This window comes from Marinobacter sp. LA51 (genome assembly GCF_030297175.1).
Classification (GTDB): Bacteria; Pseudomonadota; Gammaproteobacteria; order Pseudomonadales; family Oleiphilaceae; genus Marinobacter; species Marinobacter apostichopi.
This window is the reverse complement of the sequence record NZ_AP028070.1, coordinates 1,384,786-1,404,377: the sequence shown is the minus strand read 5'-3', so window position 1 is coordinate 1,404,377 and position 19,592 is coordinate 1,384,786. Positions and strand designations below refer to the sequence as shown.

16 protein-coding genes are annotated in these 19,592 nt (G+C 58.8%); 13 read left to right on the top strand and 3 right to left on the bottom strand.

All coding sequences use genetic code 11. The features are described from left to right. Window positions 1-78 precede the first annotated feature (78 nt). Entirely contained in the window at window positions 79-2,571 is a 2,493-nt protein-coding gene (locus QUE89_RS06430; RefSeq protein ID WP_286222385.1) for a DUF349 domain-containing protein, read from the top strand. 9 nt (window positions 2,572-2,580) lie between these two features. Here the strand turns inward: QUE89_RS06430 and QUE89_RS06425 are convergent, their stop codons facing one another. Next, window positions 2,581-2,844 carry a late competence development ComFB family protein gene (locus tag QUE89_RS06425; RefSeq protein WP_286222384.1) on the bottom strand — a complete coding sequence of 88 codons (264 nt, stop codon included), beginning with the start codon at window positions 2,842-2,844 and terminating at the stop codon, window positions 2,581-2,583. Between the two features lie 189 nt (window positions 2,845-3,033). Between QUE89_RS06425 and QUE89_RS06420 the strand changes: the two genes are divergently transcribed. The 4 genes from QUE89_RS06420 (at window position 3,034) to QUE89_RS06405 (ending at window position 9,641) form a co-directional block, all read left to right on the top strand. Further along, a complete protein-coding gene (locus tag QUE89_RS06420; protein WP_286222383.1) occupies window positions 3,034-4,242 on the top strand; it encodes an acetyl-CoA C-acetyltransferase in 1,209 nt (402 codons plus the stop codon). 31 nt (window positions 4,243-4,273) lie between these two features. Further along, complete coding sequence (locus tag QUE89_RS06415; protein WP_286222382.1) at window positions 4,274-6,424, top strand: 3-hydroxyacyl-CoA dehydrogenase NAD-binding domain-containing protein; 2,151 nt, start codon at window positions 4,274-4,276, stop codon at window positions 6,422-6,424. A 224-nt stretch (window positions 6,425-6,648) separates the two neighbouring features. Further along, on the top strand, window positions 6,649-8,823 hold the full coding sequence (locus QUE89_RS06410; protein ID WP_286222381.1) for a carboxy terminal-processing peptidase: 2,175 nt from the start codon (window positions 6,649-6,651) through the stop codon (window positions 8,821-8,823). Between the two features lie 17 nt (window positions 8,824-8,840). Next, window positions 8,841-9,641, top strand: coding sequence for a helix-turn-helix domain-containing protein (locus QUE89_RS06405; protein ID WP_286222380.1), 801 nt, complete (start codon window positions 8,841-8,843; stop codon window positions 9,639-9,641). On the opposite strand, the gene mtnA is transcribed toward QUE89_RS06405, so the two are convergent. Beyond that, window positions 9,630-10,694 carry an S-methyl-5-thioribose-1-phosphate isomerase gene (mtnA, locus tag QUE89_RS06400; protein ID WP_286222379.1) on the bottom strand — a complete coding sequence of 355 codons (1,065 nt, stop codon included), beginning with the start codon at window positions 10,692-10,694 and terminating at the stop codon, window positions 9,630-9,632. The two genes, QUE89_RS06405 and mtnA, sit on opposite strands and share 12 nt — an antisense overlap. Before the next feature lie 108 nt (window positions 10,695-10,802). Between mtnA and QUE89_RS06395 the strand changes: the two genes are divergently transcribed. From QUE89_RS06395 to rdgC, 8 genes are all read left to right on the top strand, one after another. Continuing rightward, on the top strand, window positions 10,803-12,143 hold the full coding sequence (locus QUE89_RS06395; RefSeq protein WP_286222378.1) for a TRZ/ATZ family hydrolase: 1,341 nt from the start codon (window positions 10,803-10,805) through the stop codon (window positions 12,141-12,143). Between the two features lie 33 nt (window positions 12,144-12,176). Continuing rightward, entirely contained in the window at window positions 12,177-12,893 is a 717-nt protein-coding gene (ubiG, locus tag QUE89_RS06390) for a bifunctional 2-polyprenyl-6-hydroxyphenol methylase/3-demethylubiquinol 3-O-methyltransferase UbiG (RefSeq protein ID WP_286222377.1), read from the top strand. Beyond that, window positions 12,883-13,548 carry a phosphoglycolate phosphatase gene (gene gph, locus QUE89_RS06385; RefSeq protein WP_286222376.1) on the top strand — a complete coding sequence of 222 codons (666 nt, stop codon included), beginning with the start codon at window positions 12,883-12,885 and terminating at the stop codon, window positions 13,546-13,548. The genes ubiG and gph overlap by 11 nt, the downstream gene beginning before the upstream one ends. A gap of 56 nt (window positions 13,549-13,604) precedes the next feature. Next, a complete protein-coding gene (locus QUE89_RS06380; protein ID WP_286222375.1) occupies window positions 13,605-14,354 on the top strand; it encodes a YciK family oxidoreductase in 750 nt (249 codons plus the stop codon). Continuing rightward, window positions 14,354-14,587: a glutaredoxin family protein gene (locus tag QUE89_RS06375; RefSeq protein ID WP_041342924.1), complete on the top strand. Its 234-nt coding sequence runs from the start codon at window positions 14,354-14,356 to the stop codon at window positions 14,585-14,587. The genes QUE89_RS06380 and QUE89_RS06375 overlap by 1 nt, the downstream gene beginning before the upstream one ends. A gap of 12 nt (window positions 14,588-14,599) precedes the next feature. Next, the gene (gene yaaA, locus QUE89_RS06370) at window positions 14,600-15,370 is read left to right on the top strand and encodes a peroxide stress protein YaaA (protein ID WP_286222374.1); all 771 of its coding nucleotides are present in this window, start codon (window positions 14,600-14,602) and stop codon (window positions 15,368-15,370) included. A gap of 25 nt (window positions 15,371-15,395) precedes the next feature. Further along, window positions 15,396-15,596, top strand: a complete 201-nt coding sequence (locus QUE89_RS06365; RefSeq protein WP_041342919.1) for a DUF2788 domain-containing protein — start codon at window positions 15,396-15,398, stop codon at window positions 15,594-15,596. A 111-nt stretch (window positions 15,597-15,707) separates the two neighbouring features. Continuing rightward, complete coding sequence (gene rdgC, locus QUE89_RS06360) at window positions 15,708-16,634, top strand: recombination-associated protein RdgC (RefSeq protein WP_286222373.1); 927 nt, start codon at window positions 15,708-15,710, stop codon at window positions 16,632-16,634. 21 nt (window positions 16,635-16,655) lie between these two features. Here rdgC and QUE89_RS06355 read toward each other — a convergent pair whose 3' ends face one another. Beyond that, window positions 16,656-19,400, bottom strand: coding sequence for a bifunctional acetate--CoA ligase family protein/GNAT family N-acetyltransferase (locus QUE89_RS06355; RefSeq protein WP_286222372.1), 2,745 nt, complete (start codon window positions 19,398-19,400; stop codon window positions 16,656-16,658). Window positions 19,401-19,592 lie beyond the last annotated feature (192 nt).

Here is a 19,592-nt window from a genome sequence, read left to right as displayed (position 1 = left end):
TGATTTGGCAGCCGATGGCCGGTGGCGGCTTACTTTGCCCGACACCGTGAACTGGTTTCAATCCTAAAGGATACCTTCATGGCCGCATTCCTCCAGAAACTGTTTAAATCCCGCAAATCCCCGGGCACAACCACCAAACCGCAAAAGCAGCTCAAGACGCCGGACATTGAGAAGGCTGAGCAAGCGGAAAAAGCCGAGAAGGACGAAGCACGAGCCAACCTCAGGGAATCTCAGTTGAAAGCCCTCCAGGGCTCACCTACTCAGAGGGAACTTGCCGACTTGGCCATCAGCGGTGTCACCGCCGAAGTGCGCCTGAATGCAGCGACCCGTTTGACCGACGACGACTGCCTGCAGGAGGTTCAGAAGAAGGCAAAAGGCCGGGATAAGAGTGTCTACCAGGCGGTCCGGCAATCGCTGCAGAACCTTCGTGAGGAACAGGCCCGGCTTGAGGCTATTTCCGAAGCCATCACGGCCCTGATCAAAAACGCAAACGAGCAGGCCCGGAGCGATGATACCAAGCTCTACGAGGCACGCCTGGAAACCCTGAACCAGAAATGGGCCGGGTTGGAAGCACACGCCACCGAAGAACAGGCGCAAGCGTTCCTCGAAGCCAGCTACGGCTGCAAGGAACGACTGCGGGCCATTCAGTCAGCCCGCGAGGAAGAGGCACGCCATCTGGAGCAGACGCGGCAACGGGAAGAAACCCTGAGCCTTCTGTCTACTACCCTGGAAGACTTGCGTGGCCAGTCCCCGGACACCCTGCCCTCCCTGTCGTCTCTGGATGCCCTGCAAAAAACCCAGGAGAACCGCTGGCTTGAAGCCACTCGCGACACACGCGTGGACAAGCAGCAGCAGAAAGCCTACGAGGCCACCATGTTGGGACTGCGAACGTACATAACCGCTGTTCGCCAGATTGGTCAGGTCAGGGAGACACTAACAGAACTGGCCGAAGCGGCTGCGTCCGAGGCCGTTTCCGATGAACAGCGCGCCCAGGCCAAAGCCCTGAGTCAGGACATCAACTGGCCCGACGGCTTCCCGATGCCGTCCCTGCTGGTGCCGATTCACAAGCTGGCTGGCCAGCGCAAACAGGCGGCACCTGCCAAGGCAGAAGATCTGAAAAAGCAGAAAACCATCGCTGCGGATCTGGACGCCACCATTGCCAATCTGGAAGCCGCGTTGGAAGCCAAGCAACTGAAAGAATCGCGGCAGCTGTACAGAGGCGCGCAACAGCAGTTCAAATCACTGGATCATCGCCACGGCAAGCCATTCCAGGCTCGAATGCAACTGCTCACCGGCCAACTCCGGGAACTCAGCGACTGGCTCGGCTTTGCCACCGAACCGAAACAGATCGCCCTGTGCGAACAGATGGAACACCTGGCCGAGCAGCCCATAGAGCCGGAAGCGAAGGCCGAGCGCATCAAGGAACTCCAGAACGAATGGCGCAACCTTGGCGGCTCTTCAGACCGGGAGCTCTGGTCACGCTTTAAAGCTGCTTCGGACAAGGCTTACGAGCCTTGCAAGGAATACTTTTCCGCCAAGTCGGGCCTCAAACGCGCCAACCTGGACACACGCCGGGCGATCTGCGCGGAGCTGGAATCTTTCCTCGCCAACGCTGACTGGTTCAGCATCGACTGGAAGGCCGCTGAAAAGATCCACCTGACGGCACGCCAGGAATGGAAAGCCGCCTGGCCTGTGGAGTTTCGGGAGAACCGACAGGTACAGAAGCATTTCGACAGTCTGCTTAAAAAGCTGGAAGCTCCGCTGGATGAAGAACGTCGGAAAAACGAAGCCCTGAAGCAAGAAATCGTCGACAAGGCCGTTGCCCTGATCGATCACGAGCCCCTGCAAGATGCCATGAACCAGGCGAAAAACCTGCAGTCCGATTGGAAAGCCATTGGCATTACCCGGCACCGTGAAGATCGCAAACTCTGGCAGGCTTTCCGTAAAGCCTGTGACCAGATTTTCGCCCGGCGCGATGCCCAGCGCAGTGAACAACAGCAGGCCACTCAGGCCGCTGATGGCGCCGCCGTGGCAGCACTGCAGGAAACCCAGGGCATTCAACGGGGCCAGGATGTCAGCGTGCTGACCGACTCGCTGACGACGCTGAACAACCTTCAAACGCTCGCGCTGTCATCCGACGTAAAGGAGCGCGTTCAGGAAGAGAAACGGCGATTAAAAAAGGCCGTGGCCGATCAGCAAATGCTGCAGGACATCAGCACCTGGCAATCACTGGTGTTGGCCCGTACCAACGGGCAGCCAGAGCCGGAGCAGGTACCCAAGCACTGGCCGGATCTGGCGGCAGAACAGCAGGGGTGTGATCACGGCGAACTGGTGATACGAGCCGAAATCCTCGGCGGCGTCGATTCGCCCGCCTCGGACCGGCAGCGCCGTATGGAAATTCAGGTGCAGCGCCTGGCAGAAGGCATGGGGTCTTCAGAACAGAATACCGATCAGATGGTGGAGCTGGAGAAACTGGTCGCTAACTGGTGCCTCAAGTCCGCAGGGCAGGCACCGGATCAGGCCCTGGCGAAACGACTGAATAACGCTCTGGCCGCCGTGGCTTCGGACTGAACAGCCAGTTCACTCACGCTGATGCTCCCGAACGAAATCCCTGGCGGACATGACCTCTGCCAGGGATTTTTCTTTCATACTCTTGAGTTCCTCATCCGCCAGGTAGAACATCATATCGATGGAATGTCGGTAATACCGGTTCGGCAGACGGTTCAACGCCACGCACATCACATCGGTCAGATAGTCGGTGGTATCCGCCTCCTGCCGCGTGGCGTCAATCGCGTCCAACACCAGCCGTTCGTAAAAGTTGTCGATGGCATCTCGAAGGGACATGTCACTGCGCCTCTCGTGGTTTCATACACTTACCATTAACCATAGAAGTCCCCAGTGGCGTTGTCATATTGGCTGAGCAATTTCGCCAATTCGATTGGCAGCCCCCGTCATTACCCCCACTCCCCTCAAACCGCTATGGTTACGCCATCAGCATTTTTATCCGTAACAACAACGATCAGAGGACAGACCATGACCACCGAGGCGTATATTTTCGACGCAGTCCGCACGCCGCGAGGAAAGGGTAAAAAAGACGGCTCGCTGCACAGCGTCAAGCCGATCACCCTGCTCACCACCGTGTTGAACGCACTCCAGCAGAGAAACCAGCTGGATACCGCGCAGGTTGACGACATTGTCATGGGCTGTGTCACTGCCGTCGGCGACCAGGGCGCGGATATCGCAAAGACCGCGGCCCTGGCCGCAGACTGGGATGAGAAAGTGGCCGGTGTGACCCTGAACCGGTTCTGTGCCTCTGGCCTGGAAGCCGTCAATCTGGCGGCGATGAAGGTTCGCTCCGGCTGGGAGGACTTGGTGGTTGCGGGTGGTGTCGAAGCCATGTCCCGAGTACCCATGGGCTCCGACGGTGGTGCTTGGGCTTCCGACCCCGATACCAACCTGCACACCGGTTTCATGCCCCAGGGCATCGGCGCCGACCTGATCGCCACCCTGGAAGGATTCAGCCGGGAAGACGTGGACAGCTTTGCCGTGAAATCCCAGCAGAAAGCCGCCAATGCCTGGGCCAACGGCTATTTCGCCAAATCCATCGTACCGGTCACCGACCAGAACGGCGTCACCATTCTCGACCGGGACGAGCAGGTTCGCGCCGACACGACCGTCGATTCCCTGGCAGGCCTGAAACCCTCGTTTCAGATGATGGGCGAAATGGGCTTTGATGGCGTGGCCCGGGAAAAATACCACTACGTCGAGAAGATCAACTACGTGCACCACGCCGGTAACTCCTCGGGCATTGTCGATGGTGCCACCGCCGTATTGATTGGTAGTGAGGCCAAGGGCAAGGCCATGGGCCTGACACCGCGCGCCCGCATCGTCGCCACCGCCGTGACCAGCACCGATCCCACCATCATGCTGACGGGCCCGGCGCCGGCTGCGCGCAAGGCCCTTGAGAAGGCCGGAATGACTGTCGACCAGATTGATCTGTTCGAAGTGAACGAGGCCTTCGCCTCGGTGGTGATGCGGTTCCAGCGGGAACTGTCGGTTCCGGATGAAAAGGTCAATGTGAACGGCGGCGCCATTGCCATGGGTCACCCGCTGGGTGCCACCGGTGCCATGATCCTGGGTACGCTCCTGGACGAACTGGAACGCCGGGACTTGCGCTTTGGCCTCGCCACCCTGTGTGTGGGCGGCGGTATGGGCATTGCCACCATTATTGAACGCGTCTGAACCCGACCCATTTCTGACAGGAGAACTGATTATGAGTGCTATCCGTTACGACCTGGGTTCAGACCAGATTCTGACCCTTACGATCGATATGCCGGGCCAGTCGGCCAACACCATGAATGGCGCGTTCCGTGAGGCGCTGACCGAGACCGTCGCCCGGGTGAAACGCGACCTGGACGACCTGCGCGGCATCATCATCACCTCGGCCAAGAAAACCTTCTTTGCCGGGGGCGACCTGAAAGAGCTGCACAAGGTCACCCGCGACGATGCGCAGGCGTTCGAAACCATGGTGAACGGCCTGAAAGCCGACATGCGTACGCTTGAAACCTGCGGCAAACCCGTGGTTGCCGCCATCAACGGCAGCGCCCTCGGCGGCGGGCTGGAAATCGCCCTCGCCTGTCATCATCGAGTGACATTGAACGACGACAAACTGCAACTGGGTCTGCCCGAGGTCACCCTCGGCCTGCTGCCCGGTGGTGGCGGCACCCAGCGTCTGCCCCGGATGATCGGTCTTGAGGCGGCGTTTCCCTACCTGATGGAAGGCAAGAAAGTGAATCCGGCCGCAGCCTTGAAGGCCGGCATTGTCGATGAACTGGTCGACACACCAGAGGATCTGATTACCCGTGCCCGGGCATTCATCGAAGCCAACCCCAGCTGTCATCAGCCCTGGGATCAGAAAGGCTTCAAGCTGCCCGGCGGCGCGCCACAGCATCCTGCCATGGCGCAAAAACTGGCGATTGCACCGGCCATGCTGAAGCAGAAGACCAAAGGCTGCTATCCGGCGCCGGAGCGCATTCTGTCGGCAGCCGTTGAAGGCGCTCAGGTCGATTTTGATAACGGCAGCCTGATCGAAACCCGATACTTTGCCGAGCTGGTTATTGGCCAGGTCGCCAAGAACATGACCGGCACCTTCTGGTTTCAGCTCAATACCATCAAGGCCGGCGGCAGCCGTCCCGAAGGCATTGAGAAGGAATCCTTCCGGAAGGTCGGAGTGCTTGGCGCCGGCATGATGGGCGCGGGCATTGCCTACTCCACCGCCTCCCGAGGCATTGAAGTGGTGCTGAAAGACGTTTCGGTCGAAAACGCCGGAAAGGGTAAAAGCTATTCGGACAAGCTGCTGGCCAAGAAAGTCAGCCGGGGCCGGATGACGGAAGAGCAGAAGGCAGAGGTTCTTGGCCGCATCAAGGCCACCGACAGTGCTGACGATCTGGACGGCTGCGATCTGGTCATCGAGGCGGTATTCGAGGACAGCGACCTGAAAGCCAAGGTCACCCAGGAAGCGGAGTCGAGGCTTACGCCCAATGGCATCTTCGCCTCCAACACCTCCACCATTCCCATTACCCAGTTGGCCGAAGCCTCCAACGCGCCGGAAAATTTCATTGGCCTGCACTTCTTCTCACCCGTGGACAAAATGCAGCTGGTGGAAATTATCGTGGGCAAGAACACCTCCGATGACACCCTGGCCCGGGCGTTCGATTACGTGCAGCAAATCGGCAAGATCCCCATTGTGGTGAATGACAGCCGCGGCTTCTTCACCTCCCGAGTGTTTGGCACCTTTGTAAACGAAGGCATCTGCATGCTCGGCGAGGGCATTCACCCCGCCAGCATCGAGAACGCCGGCGTTTTGTCCGGAATGCCGGTTGGCCCTCTGGCTATTTCCGATGAAGTCAGCCTGACCCTGATGCGTCACATCCGCGACCAGAGCAAGAAAGACACTGAGGCGGCTGGCAATACGTGGCGCCCTCACCCGGCCGAGGCGGTGATCGATCAGATGCTGGATCGCCATGCCCGCAAGGGCAAAGCCGCCGGCGCCGGATTCTACGAGTACCCGGCCAACGGCAAGAAATACTTGTGGCCAGAGCTGGAAACCCAGTTTGTCGATGCAGACAAGGCCCGCTCGGTGGCGTTGCAGGATCTCAAGGATCGGATTCTGTTCATTCAGGCCATCGAAACCGTTCGTTGCCTGGAAGAAGGCGTATTGCGCACCATCGAAGACGCCAATGTGGGCAGCATCTTCGGAATCGGCTATGCGCCCTGGACCGGTGGCGCTATCCAGTTCATTAACCAGTATGGCGTCCGTGCGTTTACCGAGCGGGCCCGGGAACTGTCGCAGCAGCACGGCGAACGATTTGCACCGCCGAAACTACTGCTCGACCAGGCCGAGGCCAACACCCCGTTCGCCTGACCATCCTGTGAGAGGGGCCCTGCCCCTCTCTTCAACACCAACTGTCCGACTCAACACCAACTGTCCGACGTCATACATGACAATTTCATGGACAGATTGTCACGAACCGAAACCACATGCCTATGGCAACGGTGATAGCGCTTGCCTACAATAAATTGATTCGCCAACGGGTTTGAACGGTTCTGTAATTCGGACCGGCGCCCAGCACCGTCAGGTAAGCATTTATGACCATCGCGGAAAGATTTATCGCCAAGCACACCCCAGCCAGACCCACCCGAACCAGACTCTGCAAGGCCCTAACCATGGCTCTGCTGGTCGCGGTGCCCTGGGGGCTGCAGGCGAAGGTCGATGAGTCGCTGACTTATGAGCCCGTTGCGCCGACCATCGATCAGGCCCGAGCCAACATCCTGATTGCCCGCCAGCTGCAGTTCACCCATTTTCGGGATCTGGGTATCAGCGACGAGCTGTCCGGCGACGTGTTCGACGCCTACCTGGAATACCTGGACGGCCAACGAATTTATCTTACCCAGCAGGACCTGAACAAGATCAACCGGGTTAAGAGCCAGCTAGGCGCGGCCCTGAAAACCGGCCAGCTCCAACCCGGATTCGATATCTACAACCTGGTTCAGCAGCGGGTCATCGAGCGGCTCCAGTTCGCCCTGGATCTGATCGACGACGGCATCACCGAACTGGACTTCAGCGTCGATGAAAGCATTCTGCTGGATCGCTCCGATGCCAAATGGGAGGCCGACACCAAAGCGCTGGACGCACTCTGGGTAAAGCGCATCAAAAATGCCGTGCTGGCGCAGCGACTGAATGGCACCGACGACGAAACCATAGAAGAGAACCTGCGTCGCCGATACGAAGGCCAACTTAAGCGGGCCTACCAGGCGCGTAGCGAAGATGCCTTCCAGGCCTACATGAATGCCTTTACTGGCATGTGGGATCCGCACACCTCCTACTTCTCGCCGCGCACCTCCGAGAACTTCAACATCAACATGAGCCTGTCGCTGGAAGGTATTGGCGCGGTGCTCCAGTCTGATAACGAATACACCAAGGTGGTTCGCCTGGTTCCTGGAGGCCCCGCCTCCAAGCAGGGTCAGCTGCAGCCCGCCGACCGCATCGTCTCGGTAGCCCAGGACGACAAAAAACCGGTCAACGTCATAGGGTGGCGCCTCGATGAGGTTGTCGATCTCATTCGCGGACCGCGGAATTCCGTGGTTAGCCTGGAGGTGATTCCGGCCAACGCCAGCGATGAAACCATCACCAAGACCATTGCCATCAAGCGCGACGAGGTCAAGCTGGAGGAGCAAAGCGCCAGCAAGGACGTGATTGAGCTTGAGCGCGGCGGCGAAGAATACACCGTGGGCGTAATCACCATTCCTACTTTCTACGCCGACTTCCAGGCGATGCAGGCCGGTGATCCAAATTACAAGAGCACTACCCGGGACGTGCGCAACCTGATTACCGAACTGGAACAGGAAGACGGCGTTGATGGTCTGGTCATTGATCTGCGCAACAACGGCGGTGGCGCCCTGCACGAAGCCAACGATCTGGTTGGCCTGTTCATCGACAAGGGGCCGACGGTTCAGATCCGCAACGCCAACAACGACGTTCAGATACTCAACGACGAGGACCCGTCGGTTTCCTACGACGGCCCGCTGGTGGTGCTGACCAACCGGATGAGCGCGTCTGCGTCTGAGATCTTTGCTGGCGCCATTCAGGATTATGGCCGCGGCCTGGTGGTGGGTTCGCAAACCTTTGGCAAAGGCACGGTACAGGCCGTTCGGCCTTTGAACCATGGTCAGCTGAAGATTACCCAATCCAAGTTCTACCGGGTGTCCGGCGGCTCCACGCAGCACAAAGGGGTGATTCCGGACATCGAAATTCCATCCCGGATCGACAACGACCGTATCGGTGAAAACGCCCTCGACCACGCCCTGCCCTGGGACCAGATCGAAGCGGTTCCCCATAATCGTTACTTTGATTTCAGCGGTATTATTGATGAGCTGAGAGACCGTCACGAGGCACGATTCTCTGACAGTCCCGAGTTCAGCCTGCTGCAGCAGGAAATCAACTTTCTGAAAGAGCAGCGCAATCTGGATTCCGTGAGCCTGAACTTCGACACTCGCAAGAACCAGCACGACCAGATCGAGCGGACCCGGCTGAACATCGCCAATGCCCGTCGCGAACTACGTGGAGAGGAGCCTTTTGCGACCCTGGAAGACCTCGAAGATTGGCAGGATCAGCAAGCCGCTGAGCTGGACAATACTGACGACGAGCTGGACTTTGTCATTCGAGAAGGCGGACACATCATGGCGGACATGTTGGAGCTGGATCGGCAGATGGCCTCCATTCTGACGCCGCGTCAAATTGCGGCGCAGGCACCAGCCCAATAATCGGAACGGGACGGAGTATGTCAGAGAACGACAAGGACGAGCCGTCCCGAGCTTCACGACGCGCGCTTCAGGACACCCTGCTGGATGCCCTGCACGCAATGCGGTCGATGGAGGAAATCAAGAAGCTGGAAACCGCCAGTGATCAGGAACCCAAGGACTCCGAAGGCCTGATTGACCGGCTGACCAATCTTACCGGCTCGGCCATCCGCTTTGGCGTTCGGGCAACCGATACTTCCATGCGCGTTGGCCGTGCGCTGATTAACTCCCAGGACCAGCTTCGAGCTATGCTCACCGCGGGCCAGTCCCTGAAAGACATCCGCGAAGTGGCCGGCCTGACCCTCTCGGAGATGAGCGAAGCTCTGGATCTCAGGGACAAATCGGTGCTTGAGGCTATCGAAGACGGCACCAGCACGCTGTCTTTCGAACTGATCCTACGCCTTGCCGCCCTGATTGCCCGGAATGACCCCATCCCGTTCATCATGCGCACCACCCGCAACTACAACCCGGAAGTCTGGCAGATGCTGAACGATTGGGGGGTTGGCCGGCTGCCGTTGCAGTTCGAGCGGGAACGGGAGTTCATCAACATTTTCCGCCGGCACGATGACGCGCGGAACCTGTCCGATGAAGGTTTTCAAAAGGTGCTGGAGTTTACCCGTCAGAGCTTCGAAATGTCCCTGCACTTCGTTGAAGAACAGGAAAAGCAGGTGGCCGAGCTGAAAGCCACCCATGCCGAAAACCTTTCCGAATCAGCCGCCGAAACCACAAAGCCTGGCAAAAAACCGCCAGACACCCGGGGCAGCAAGCCCTCAGCCAAATAACTGACGCATCCCGTTGATGTCCGGGTTGTGAACCACCCCTTTTTCGGTAACGATCACGTCGATCAGATTCGCCGGCGTGACGTCGAACACCGGATTGAACACGTCCACGCCCTCCGGCGCAATCGGGATGCCACGAAACTCCCGGATCTCCGTTCCCTCGCGCTCCTCAATGGGAATGTCCTTACCCGACGCCAGTGCCATATCCACGGTGCTGGACGGTGCCACCACCATGAATCTAACCCGATGGTGACGGGCCAGAACGGCCAGGCTGTAGGTTCCGATTTTGTTGGCCACGTCGCCATTGGCGGTGATGCGATCAGCGCCAACCACCACCCAGCGCACTTCCCTGCTCGCCAGGATGGACGCTGCTGCACCATCGGCGTTCAGAGTGACCGGAATGCCCTCCTGCGCCAGTTCCCAGGCAGTCAAACGGCTACCCTGAAGCCAGGGGCGGGTTTCATCCGCGTACACCCCGTGCAGTAATTTCTCCTCATGCAGGCGGCGGATCACGCCCAGGGCCGTACCATAGCCGCCGGTGGCCAGGGCCCCCGTGTTACAGTGGGTCAGTACCGACAGTGGCTGTTCCGGCTGCATGGCTGCCAGGGCGTGATCCGCCATGGCCAGATTGGCGGCCAGATCTTCCTCATGGATTGCCACGGCCTCTGCAGCCAGGCGCTCGCAGGCTTCAGCCAGGGAATGGCAGTCGTGGAACACCCTCTCCATGCGCTGCAACGCCCAGAACAGGTTAACCGCTGTTGGTCGGGACGCCGCCAGCTCGCGGATTGCCTGTTTGATGTCCGCTTTCCAGTCGCCACCACCGGCATGGCGGGCCGCGAGCGCCACCCCGTAGGCGGCACTGATGCCAATGGCCGGAGCACCCCGCACGACCATGTCGCGAATAGACTGGGCAACCCCGGATGCGCCCTCCAGCGTGATCCAGTGTTCCTCGGCAGGCAGGAGCCGTTGATCCAGTAAGTCCAGGCAGTGCTCATGCCAACGCATTGCCACGGTTCCAACCACTCTTGAAGAGGCGGGCGAAGAAGGACTCGACATAAACACAGCTCCGGTTCTGAAACGCTGAAAAGCGCCAGTATAACGTTTATACTTCCGGGCTACATTTTCAAAGCGTGGAACTCCGCGCCCGGCTCTGAAGGCAGGTAAATGACGGCAGACACCATCACCGCAGCCGATATCCGCATTAACGCCCGTTGGGTGATTCCCATCGAACCCGAAGCCACGGTCCTGGAGCACCAGGCCATCATTATCCAGGGCAACCGGATAGCCGCGGTGATCTCCCGACAGGAGGCCGATGAGCGCTTTCGCACCCGTGAGACCGTCGATCTGGATCATCACGTGGTCATGCCCGGCCTGATCAACCTGCATGGCCACGCGGCCATGTCGCTGTTCCGGGGTTTGGCCGATGACCTGCCGCTGATGACCTGGCTAAACGACCATATCTGGCCGGCCGAGGGTGAGTTCATCAATGAAGACTTCATTGCGGACGGCACCCAACTGGCCATGGCCGAAATGCTGCGCACCGGTACCACCACGTTTTCCGATATGTACTTTTTCCCGGAGATCGCCGCCCAGGCCGCCCACGATGTTGGTATGCGCGCCCAGATTGCCTTTCCGCTGCTGGATTTCCCGACGTCCTGGGGTTCGGGGCCGGATGAGTACCTGAGCAAGGGCGAAGCCTTCATTAACAGCTGGCAAAACGACGATTACATCACCCCTGCCATTGGCCCCCATGCGCCTTACACCGTCTCCGACGGCCCAATGCAGGGTGCCATCTCACTGTCGGCCAGCACCGGCGCACCTATCCAGATCCACCTGCATGAAACCGAGTTTGAAGTCGCCGACGCGACCGAGAAACTCGGCCAGCGCCCCTTGGCGCGCCTGGCCGATCTCGGACTCCTGGGGCCGAACACCCAGTGCGTGCACATGACCCAGGTGAACGATCAGGACCGGGAAGCGGTCGCCCAATCCGGCGCCCACGTCATCCACTGCCCCGAATCCAACCTCAAGCTGGCCAGTGGCCTGTGCCCGGTTCAGCAATTGATGGATTCCGGGATAAACGTCGCCATTGGCACCGACGGTGCCGCCAGCAACAACGATTTGGACCTGTTCGGCGAACTGCGCACCGCGGCAATGATTGCCAAAGTAGTGGCCGATGACGCCTCTGCCCTGTCTGCCCACCAGGCTCTCACCATGGCCACTCTAAACGGTGCCAAAGCCCTCGGCCGTGACCATGAGCTTGGTTCGCTGGTATCGGGAAAACTGGCGGACCTCATTGCCGTGGATCTGAGCGACCCGTTCCTGCAGCCGGTCTATGACCCCGCGTCCCACCTGGTCTACAGCAACCACGGCCGGGCAGTAAGCCATAGCTGGATTAACGGCGTACCTCAATTACAGGATGGCCGCCTCACCCGCATTGATGTAGCTGATCTGATGCTCAGGGTGGATAGCTGGAAGGAACGCATCCGTCAGCAGCAGGCCAAATAACCATACTTCGAAGGATTTCTCAGGCATCAGACCATGACAAACCAGAACGTAGACCGGAATGAAATTGCAAAGTTTGAGGCGTTGGCCAGCCGCTGGTGGGATCCCACCAGTGAATTCCGGCCGCTGCACGACATCAACCCGTTGCGTTTGAACTACATCGATGAGCGGGTGCCGCTGGCCGGCAAACGGGTGTTGGACGTTGGCTGCGGTGGCGGCCTGTTGTCCGAAGGCATGGCCCAGCGCGGTGCTCATGTCACTGGTATCGACATGGGCGAAGCCCCATTGTCGGTGGCGAAGCTGCATGGGCTGGAAAGCGGCATCACCGTCGATTACCGGCAGATCACCGTTGAGGAGTTGGCCGAGGATGCCGACCACTCCGGTCAGTACGACGTCGTCACCTGCCTGGAAATGCTCGAGCACGTGCCCGACCCGGCTTCTGTGATCAAAGCCTGCTCTGCCATGCTCAAACCTGGTGGCCATCTGTTCGTGTCCACCATCAACCGCAACCCCAAGTCCTTTCTGTTTGCGATTGTCGGTGCGGAGTATGTACTGAACCTGCTGCCCCGGGGCACCCACGAGTGGAAGAAGTTCATTCGGCCCTCGGAAATGTCCGATCACCTGCGCCACGCCGGGCTGGAAGTGCTGGAGCTGACCGGCATGACCTACAACCCCGTCACCAAGATTTACAAACTGGGCCGCGACGTCGACGTTAATTACATGATGCATTCCCGAGACGACCGTGAAGCCTGACGCCACCCCTTCAGCCGTCCTGTTTGATCTCGACGGCACGTTGATCGATACCGCCCCGGACTTCATCCGGTGCCTGAACCAGCTGCGCCAGCAGCATGGGCTGGCATCCCTGCCGGCAGCTCACATTCGCCGGTCCGTATCCAACGGCGCCCGTGCCATGGTACGGGTGGGCTTCGGCCTGGAGCCGGAACACCCGGACTACCTCGCCAAGCACACCGCCTTTCTTGATCTCTATGAGGAAGGGGTTGCCGTGGAAACCCGCCTGTTCGAGGGTATGGACCCGATCCTGCTGGGGCTGGAGCAGCGCGGCATTCCCTGGGGCATTGTTACCAACAAACCGGTGCGCTTTGCCGCCCCGCTGGTTCAGGCCCTGGGGTTGGCGCAACGCTGCGCGGCGGTAATCTGCCCGGACCATGTGGCAGAGCGCAAACCACACCCGGAGGCCTTGTTCCTGGCTTGCGACCAGATTGGTGTGGCGCCAGACCAGGCTATTTATGTGGGCGACCACGAGCGGGACATCGAAGCTGGGCGCAACGCCGGGATGAAGACTATTGCCGTGCGCTACGGCTACATCGAAGAGCCTGCGTCCGTTGACCACTGGCAGGCCGACATCATCGCCGACACCGTCAGCGACCTGGCAAAGCTGTTACAATAAGCGCCAGATTTGAACCCGGTTCCCAAACCGGCAACTGCCTGACACGGAGACAGGTTATGCACGATTACCACGCCCCCGCCGATCTTCTGCAAGACCGCATCATCATGGTGACCGGGGCTGGCAGCGGCATTGGCCGGACAGCTGCCCTGGCCTACGCGGCCCACGGCGCCACAGTGATCCTGGTCGGTCGTACCGTTTCCAAACTCGAAACGGTATACGACGAAATCGAAGCCGCCGGTCATCCCAAGCCGGCCATTGTGCCGATGAACTTCGAGGGTGCTGCGGTTAAAGACTACGAAGAACTGGCAATGACTCTGGAAGACAATTTCGACCGCCTGGATGGCATTCTCCACAATGCCGCCATCCTGGGAGACCGCAGTCCGGTTGAGTTGTACGACCCGGAAATGTGGAACAAGGTGATGCACGTGAATGCCACCGCGCCCTTCCTGCTGAGCCGGGCGATGATTCCCCTGCTGCGCAAATCCACCGACGCCTCGGTGATCTTCACCTCCTCCGGTGTCGGCCGCAAAGCTAAGGCGTATTGGGGTGCTTACGCGGTGTCCAAGTTCGCCGTGGAAGGCCTGAGTCAACTGATGGCTGATGAGCTGGATGACGAACGCCACAACGTGCGCGTGAACAGTCTGAATCCCGGCGCTACCCGTACCAATATGCGGGCGCACGCCTATCCGGCCGAGAACCCGCAGCAGAACCCCGCACCGGAAGAGCTGATGCCCATTTACCTGTACCTTATGGGTAAAGACAGCCAGGGCGTTAACGGTCAACAACTGGATGCGCAGCCAAAATAATGGAGCTGCTGTTCTATACCACTACCCAGTGCCACCTGTGTGAGCTGGCCGAAGCGCTGCTGGTCAATACGCCTATGCCCGCGCCGATTCCGGTCGACGTGGTGGACATTGCCCAGTCCGAAGAACTGGTTGAGCGTTATGGAACGCGCATACCGGTCCTGCGCCGTAACGACACTGGCGCCGAACTGGACTGGCCATTCACCAGGGATCAGTTACTCACGTTTCTTCAATGAGGATTGCCTGACATGCTTATGGTCATTTCTCCTGCCAAGACCCTCGATTACGAGAGCCCCCTGGCGACGGAATCCCATACCCAACCGGAGTTTCTCGATCACGCCTGCGAGCTGATCGATCAACTCAAGGAACTCGAACCTCACCAGGTCAGCAACCTGATGAGCATCAGTGAAAAGCTGGGCCAGCTCAACGCCGAGCGCTTTCAGAACTGGCACACGCCGTTCAACCTGGATAATGCCCGCCAGGCTGCGCTCGCGTTCAAAGGCGATGTCTACACCGGGCTGGCCGCCGAGAGCTTCAGCGAGGACGATTTTGCCTTTGCCCAGAACCACCTGCGCATGCTCTCAGGGCTTTATGGTCTGCTGAGGCCGCTCGATTTAATGCAGCCTTACCGGCTGGAAATGGGCACTAAGTTCGAGAACAGCCGCGGTAAAGATCTCTACGCCTTCTGGGGCAGCATCCTGACCGAGGAGCTTAACCGCCTGCTCGCCGCCGACGACGGAGTGCTAGTGAACCTGGCCTCCAACGAGTACTTCAAGAGCGTCAAGAAGAAAGAACTGAATGCTCGCCTGGTCACACCGCAGTTCAAGGACTGGAAAAACGGCCAGTACAAAATGATCAGCTTCTACGCCAAGAAAGCCCGCGGCTTAATGTGCCGCTTTGCCATCGAAAACCGGATCACCCAGGCCGATGATCTGAAAGGCTTTAACCTCGACGGCTATTACTTCAGCGAGGAACAGTCCGAAGGCAACAACTGGGTGTTCCTGCGGGACCAAGCTTAGCTATTGAACCAAGGTTTTCTACCCGATGAATGAAGCAGTGTTTTCACAAATCGCCATGCTGGTGCTACTGACCGGACTTATTGTCTGGATGGGCATCATCGTCTGGGACCTGGCCAAGAAATCCAAGGCCGGTAAGTTTGGGACCTTGGCGCTTTTTATTGTTCTTGGGGCCGGGGTCGTTGGTTTTCTGGTCAAGACCGTGATGGTGGAGATTATGAATCTCTGAGCTCTGACGCCTGAGTCGTCACTTTACGGCCACTAACCGGTGGCCGTATCATCCCTGCCCCTTTTTCGTTTTCTGAATCGTCTAATCTTTTAAACGCAAGGATCAAGCCTGATGTGGTTTCGTAATGCCCGTGTTTTCCGATTTACCAAACCCTTTGATATCTCAGCTGAAGAGCTGGAAGAAAAACTCCAGGCCGACACCTTCAAGCCCTGTGGCCCCCAGGAAACTAACCGGCAAGGCTGGGTGCCTCCGCTCGGCAAGCACGGTGAGCTGCTGGTTCACAGTGCCGATGGCTACCACCTGATTGCCCTGCGCAAAGAAGAAAAGATCCTGCCCGGCGCGGTGGTGAAAGAAGCCGTTGAGGAGAAGGCGGAAGCCATCGAAATTGATCAGGGGCGAAAGGTTCGTCGTAAGGAAAAAGACGAAATCAAAGAGCAGGTCATGCTCGAAATGCTGCCCCAGGCGTTCTCGAAGAACCGCCGCAGCTTTGCCTACCTGGCTCCGAAAGACGGCGTTCTGGTGGTCGATGCCGGATCTGCCAAGCAGGCCGAAGACCTGGCCTCAACCCTGCGCAAGAGCCTCGGTTCGCTGCCAGTCCGGCCGCCAGCGGTGGAACAGGCACCGGCGTTTACGTTTACCGGCTGGCTGAACGAAAGCATCGACATTCCCGGAAAAGTGGTTCTGGGCAACGAGTGCGAACTGAAGGATCCGTCAGAAGACGGTGGTGTTGTTCGTTGCAAGGGGCTGGACCTGAAGGCCGACGAAATCCGCAGTCACCTGGACGCCGGCATGCAGGTCACCAAGCTCTCCCTCACCTGGGACGATAACGTGTCGTTCGTGCTAGACGAAGAGTTGGGCATCAAGCGCCTGAAATTTGGTGAGACCCTGCAGGAGCAGCTGGATGACATCGATACAGATGATGCCGCTGCCAAATTCGACGCCGCCTTCACCCTGATGACCCTGGAGCTGTCCCGGCTGATTCCGGGCCTGCTCGAAGCCATGGGTGGCGAGGACCGTTCGGCCATCGTCGAGGAATAAGTCTTGCGGACAGGAGCTTCCCTAGTGGGAGCTCTTGCCCAGCCGCTCCCGCTGCCAATCCTTTTCCGGCTCATTCAACACCAGCCGGAGATCCATCACTTCTTCTTCCAGATTGTACTTGACCTCAAAGCCCAGATGCTCTGCCAGTTGTAGCATTGGTCGGTTATCAGGTAGCACATTACCCACCATTTCCACCGTGCCGCGAGCTCGACAGTAATCGATCATCTTCTGCATCAGCGCGACACCCAGGCCCTCGCCTTTCATCTTGTCGTGCACCATCACCGCGAATTCGCACTGCAGGTTGTCGGCGTCGGTCCAGGTGCGCACCGTGCCCAGGGTTTCCTCGCCCTCAGCGTCTTCACGGGGCGCATTCGCAATGAACACCATCTCGCGATCGTAATCAATCTGGACCATCTGCGCCACATCTTCCCGTGAGAAGTGTTTGCGGTATTGGAAGAACCGGTAACGAATGGATTCCGGAGACTGCAGCTCATGAAAGGCACGGTGTGCCGGCTCGTCCTGGGCCAGTACCGGGCGAATGATAACCCGGCGCCCGGATTTCGGCAGCACGATCCACTCCTCCAGCTCCCGGGGATAGGCCTGAATGATTGGCTGGCTCGGTTGGTCGCAGACACTGATAGCAATGTTGACGGCAACGGCGCCCTGCTCGTTAAATAGCAGCGGCGAAATTTCCAGGCCCTGAATTTCGGGAATGTCGATCACGATCTGGGACAGGGTCACCAGGGTTTCGGACACTGCCCGAACGTCCTCGTCCGGTTGCAGGCTATTTTCTTTCAGCAGCTTGTACATGTAGGTCCGCCGCAGCAACTCCCGCGCCAGCACCATATTCAACGGTGGCAATGCAATCTGACGGTCGGTGGTAACGTTGATCTCGGCACCAGAGGCCCCGCACACCACCAATGGCCCAAACAGCGAATCCCGGGTGATGCCAACGCTGAATTCGACGCCACCGACGTGCTGGTACGAATACTGGACGGCAAATCCCAGGAAGCCGCTATCAGGAAAATGCAGCCGGTACTCTTCCATCAAGTAACGGCATGCGTCGATGATCGCCGGCTCGCCGTTCAGCTTCTGCATGGTCCCCTTGTAACGACGCTGACTGGGGCTAAGCTTGACGAACGGCTGACAGGCCTGCTCATGAATGATGGTGATATCCACCGGCCGGCGCTCCACCGCAAAGGCCTCGAGCACTTCCTCCATGTCGTCGCAGTACATGGTGTCGATGGTGTTAATGCCGTAATCCGCAGTCAATTCCCGCGCTTCCTGGTTCGACAGATGATTGCGGCCAGCACGCAAGGCCTTGAGCACTACCCGTCGGGTATGACTGCGATCGGCATAATGATCAGTGAACGACTCCGGGGTTTCAGTCAGCAAGCGTTGCACCCGCTGGTGCCGAACATGCTGCATGAAGGCCATGACCGCTTTTTCCGGGCTAAAGAACGAAGGCACCCCTGCCTGATAGAACTCGTCCCGGGCATCCATCACCGTGCTCTGGCCGAGCCAGCAGGTAAACACGTTCAAGCGCGTACCCTGAGCGGCCTGGACCACCGCATCGGCGATCTGCAGACTGTCTTCAGTCAGACTGGGCGCGTACATGACCAGCACGTTGGCCACTTCCGGGTCTTTGGCCAGCACCTTGATGGCTTTTGAATACAGCTCAGGCGAGGCATCGTAGTTGAGGTCGATGGGGTTTCGGCGAGTCCAGTACGGTGGCAGCATTTCGGCCAGCGCTTCGATGCTTTGATCTGATAGCTGGGCCAGTTCTCCGCCCAGATCCGCCAACCGGTCAACCGCCAACACACCCGGCCCTACCCCATTGGCCATGATGGCCAGGGTTTCGCGGCGTAGCGGCCGCATCCGGGTCAGCGTTTCCAGGGCATCGAACATCTGGCCAAGGCCATCCACCCGCAACACACCGGCTCGTTGCAGCATAGCGTCGTAGATCGGATCACTTCGATACAAACCAGCCGGAAGCTGGTGGGCAAACCATTCCGACTCCGGCACACGACCGGATTTCACCGCAATCACTGGCTTGGTCCGGGACGCAACCCGGACCGCCGACATGAACCGGCGCGGGTTGGGTATATTCTCAATGTGCAGCAGGATAGCGCGAGTCTGGGTATCCTGCGCCAGGTAATCGATCAGGTCATCGTGATCGATGTCCATGCCATCACCAAGAGTCAGGAAATAGGAAAAACCCACCCCCCGGGCGAAGGCCCAGTCTATTACCGAGCTGGCGATGGTACCGGACTGGCCAACGAAGGCCACCTTGCCGGGAATCGCACCCATGTGCGCGTAGGTCGCGTTCAGACTCCGGGCCGGCACCATCAGCCCGATGGTGTTTGGTCCCAGCACGCGAATGCCAGTCTCCCGCGCGGCTTCGCGTACCGAATACATCAGCGGCTGCCCGGTTTTACTGTGAGTCCGGGACATGCCCCCGGTCATTACAATGGCCGTACGCACGCCCGCTTCGCCCAGCCGCTTGATGGTCTTGGCAACCGTGTCCGGCGGCGTACAAATAATCGCCAGCTCTGGCGAAAAATCCATCTTGGCGACCTTTTTGACGCAGGGAACGCCATGAACGTTGTCGTAATCGTTCTGGTTGACCACCAACAGCTTGCCGGGATAGCCGCCGCCCATGAGGTTTCGCAGCACCATGCCACCAAGGCTGTTCGACCGCTCCGACGCACCAATTACGACGATGGAGGCGGGATTAAACAGACTTTCAAGGTATCGGGTACTCAAACAGACTCTCCTTGGGTGTCAGGCGCTTGGCGCTAAAGGTGGTAACTCTCAGAAATCAGGTAAGTTATGACTGACCTTCTTATCTTAGGCCCAGATCGATCGATGTAAAACGGCTAGCCCTGGCTTTACGACCAAAGAAACACGGCAGCCTAGTTTATTCCCTGATAACATTGGTGAAAATACAAGCAGATT

Coding starts and splice junctions, on each gene's coding strand:
- QUE89_RS06430 (WP_286222385.1), top strand. CDS start 79: ATGGCCGCATTCCTCCAGAAACTGTTTAAATCCCGCAAATCCCCGGGC.
- QUE89_RS06425 (WP_286222384.1), bottom strand. CDS start 2,844: ATGTCCCTTCGAGATGCCATCGACAACTTTTACGAACGGCTGGTGTTG.
- QUE89_RS06420 (WP_286222383.1), top strand. CDS start 3,034: ATGACCACCGAGGCGTATATTTTCGACGCAGTCCGCACGCCGCGAGGA.
- QUE89_RS06415 (WP_286222382.1), top strand. CDS start 4,274: ATGAGTGCTATCCGTTACGACCTGGGTTCAGACCAGATTCTGACCCTT.
- QUE89_RS06410 (WP_286222381.1), top strand. CDS start 6,649: ATGACCATCGCGGAAAGATTTATCGCCAAGCACACCCCAGCCAGACCC.
- QUE89_RS06405 (WP_286222380.1), top strand. CDS start 8,841: ATGTCAGAGAACGACAAGGACGAGCCGTCCCGAGCTTCACGACGCGCG.
- mtnA (WP_286222379.1), bottom strand. CDS start 10,694: ATGTCGAGTCCTTCTTCGCCCGCCTCTTCAAGAGTGGTTGGAACCGTG.
- QUE89_RS06395 (WP_286222378.1), top strand. CDS start 10,803: ATGACGGCAGACACCATCACCGCAGCCGATATCCGCATTAACGCCCGT.
- ubiG (WP_286222377.1), top strand. CDS start 12,177: ATGACAAACCAGAACGTAGACCGGAATGAAATTGCAAAGTTTGAGGCG.
- QUE89_RS06380 (WP_286222375.1), top strand. CDS start 13,605: ATGCACGATTACCACGCCCCCGCCGATCTTCTGCAAGACCGCATCATC.
- QUE89_RS06375 (WP_041342924.1), top strand. CDS start 14,354: ATGGAGCTGCTGTTCTATACCACTACCCAGTGCCACCTGTGTGAGCTG.
- yaaA (WP_286222374.1), top strand. CDS start 14,600: ATGCTTATGGTCATTTCTCCTGCCAAGACCCTCGATTACGAGAGCCCC.
- QUE89_RS06365 (WP_041342919.1), top strand. CDS start 15,396: ATGAATGAAGCAGTGTTTTCACAAATCGCCATGCTGGTGCTACTGACC.
- rdgC (WP_286222373.1), top strand. CDS start 15,708: ATGTGGTTTCGTAATGCCCGTGTTTTCCGATTTACCAAACCCTTTGAT.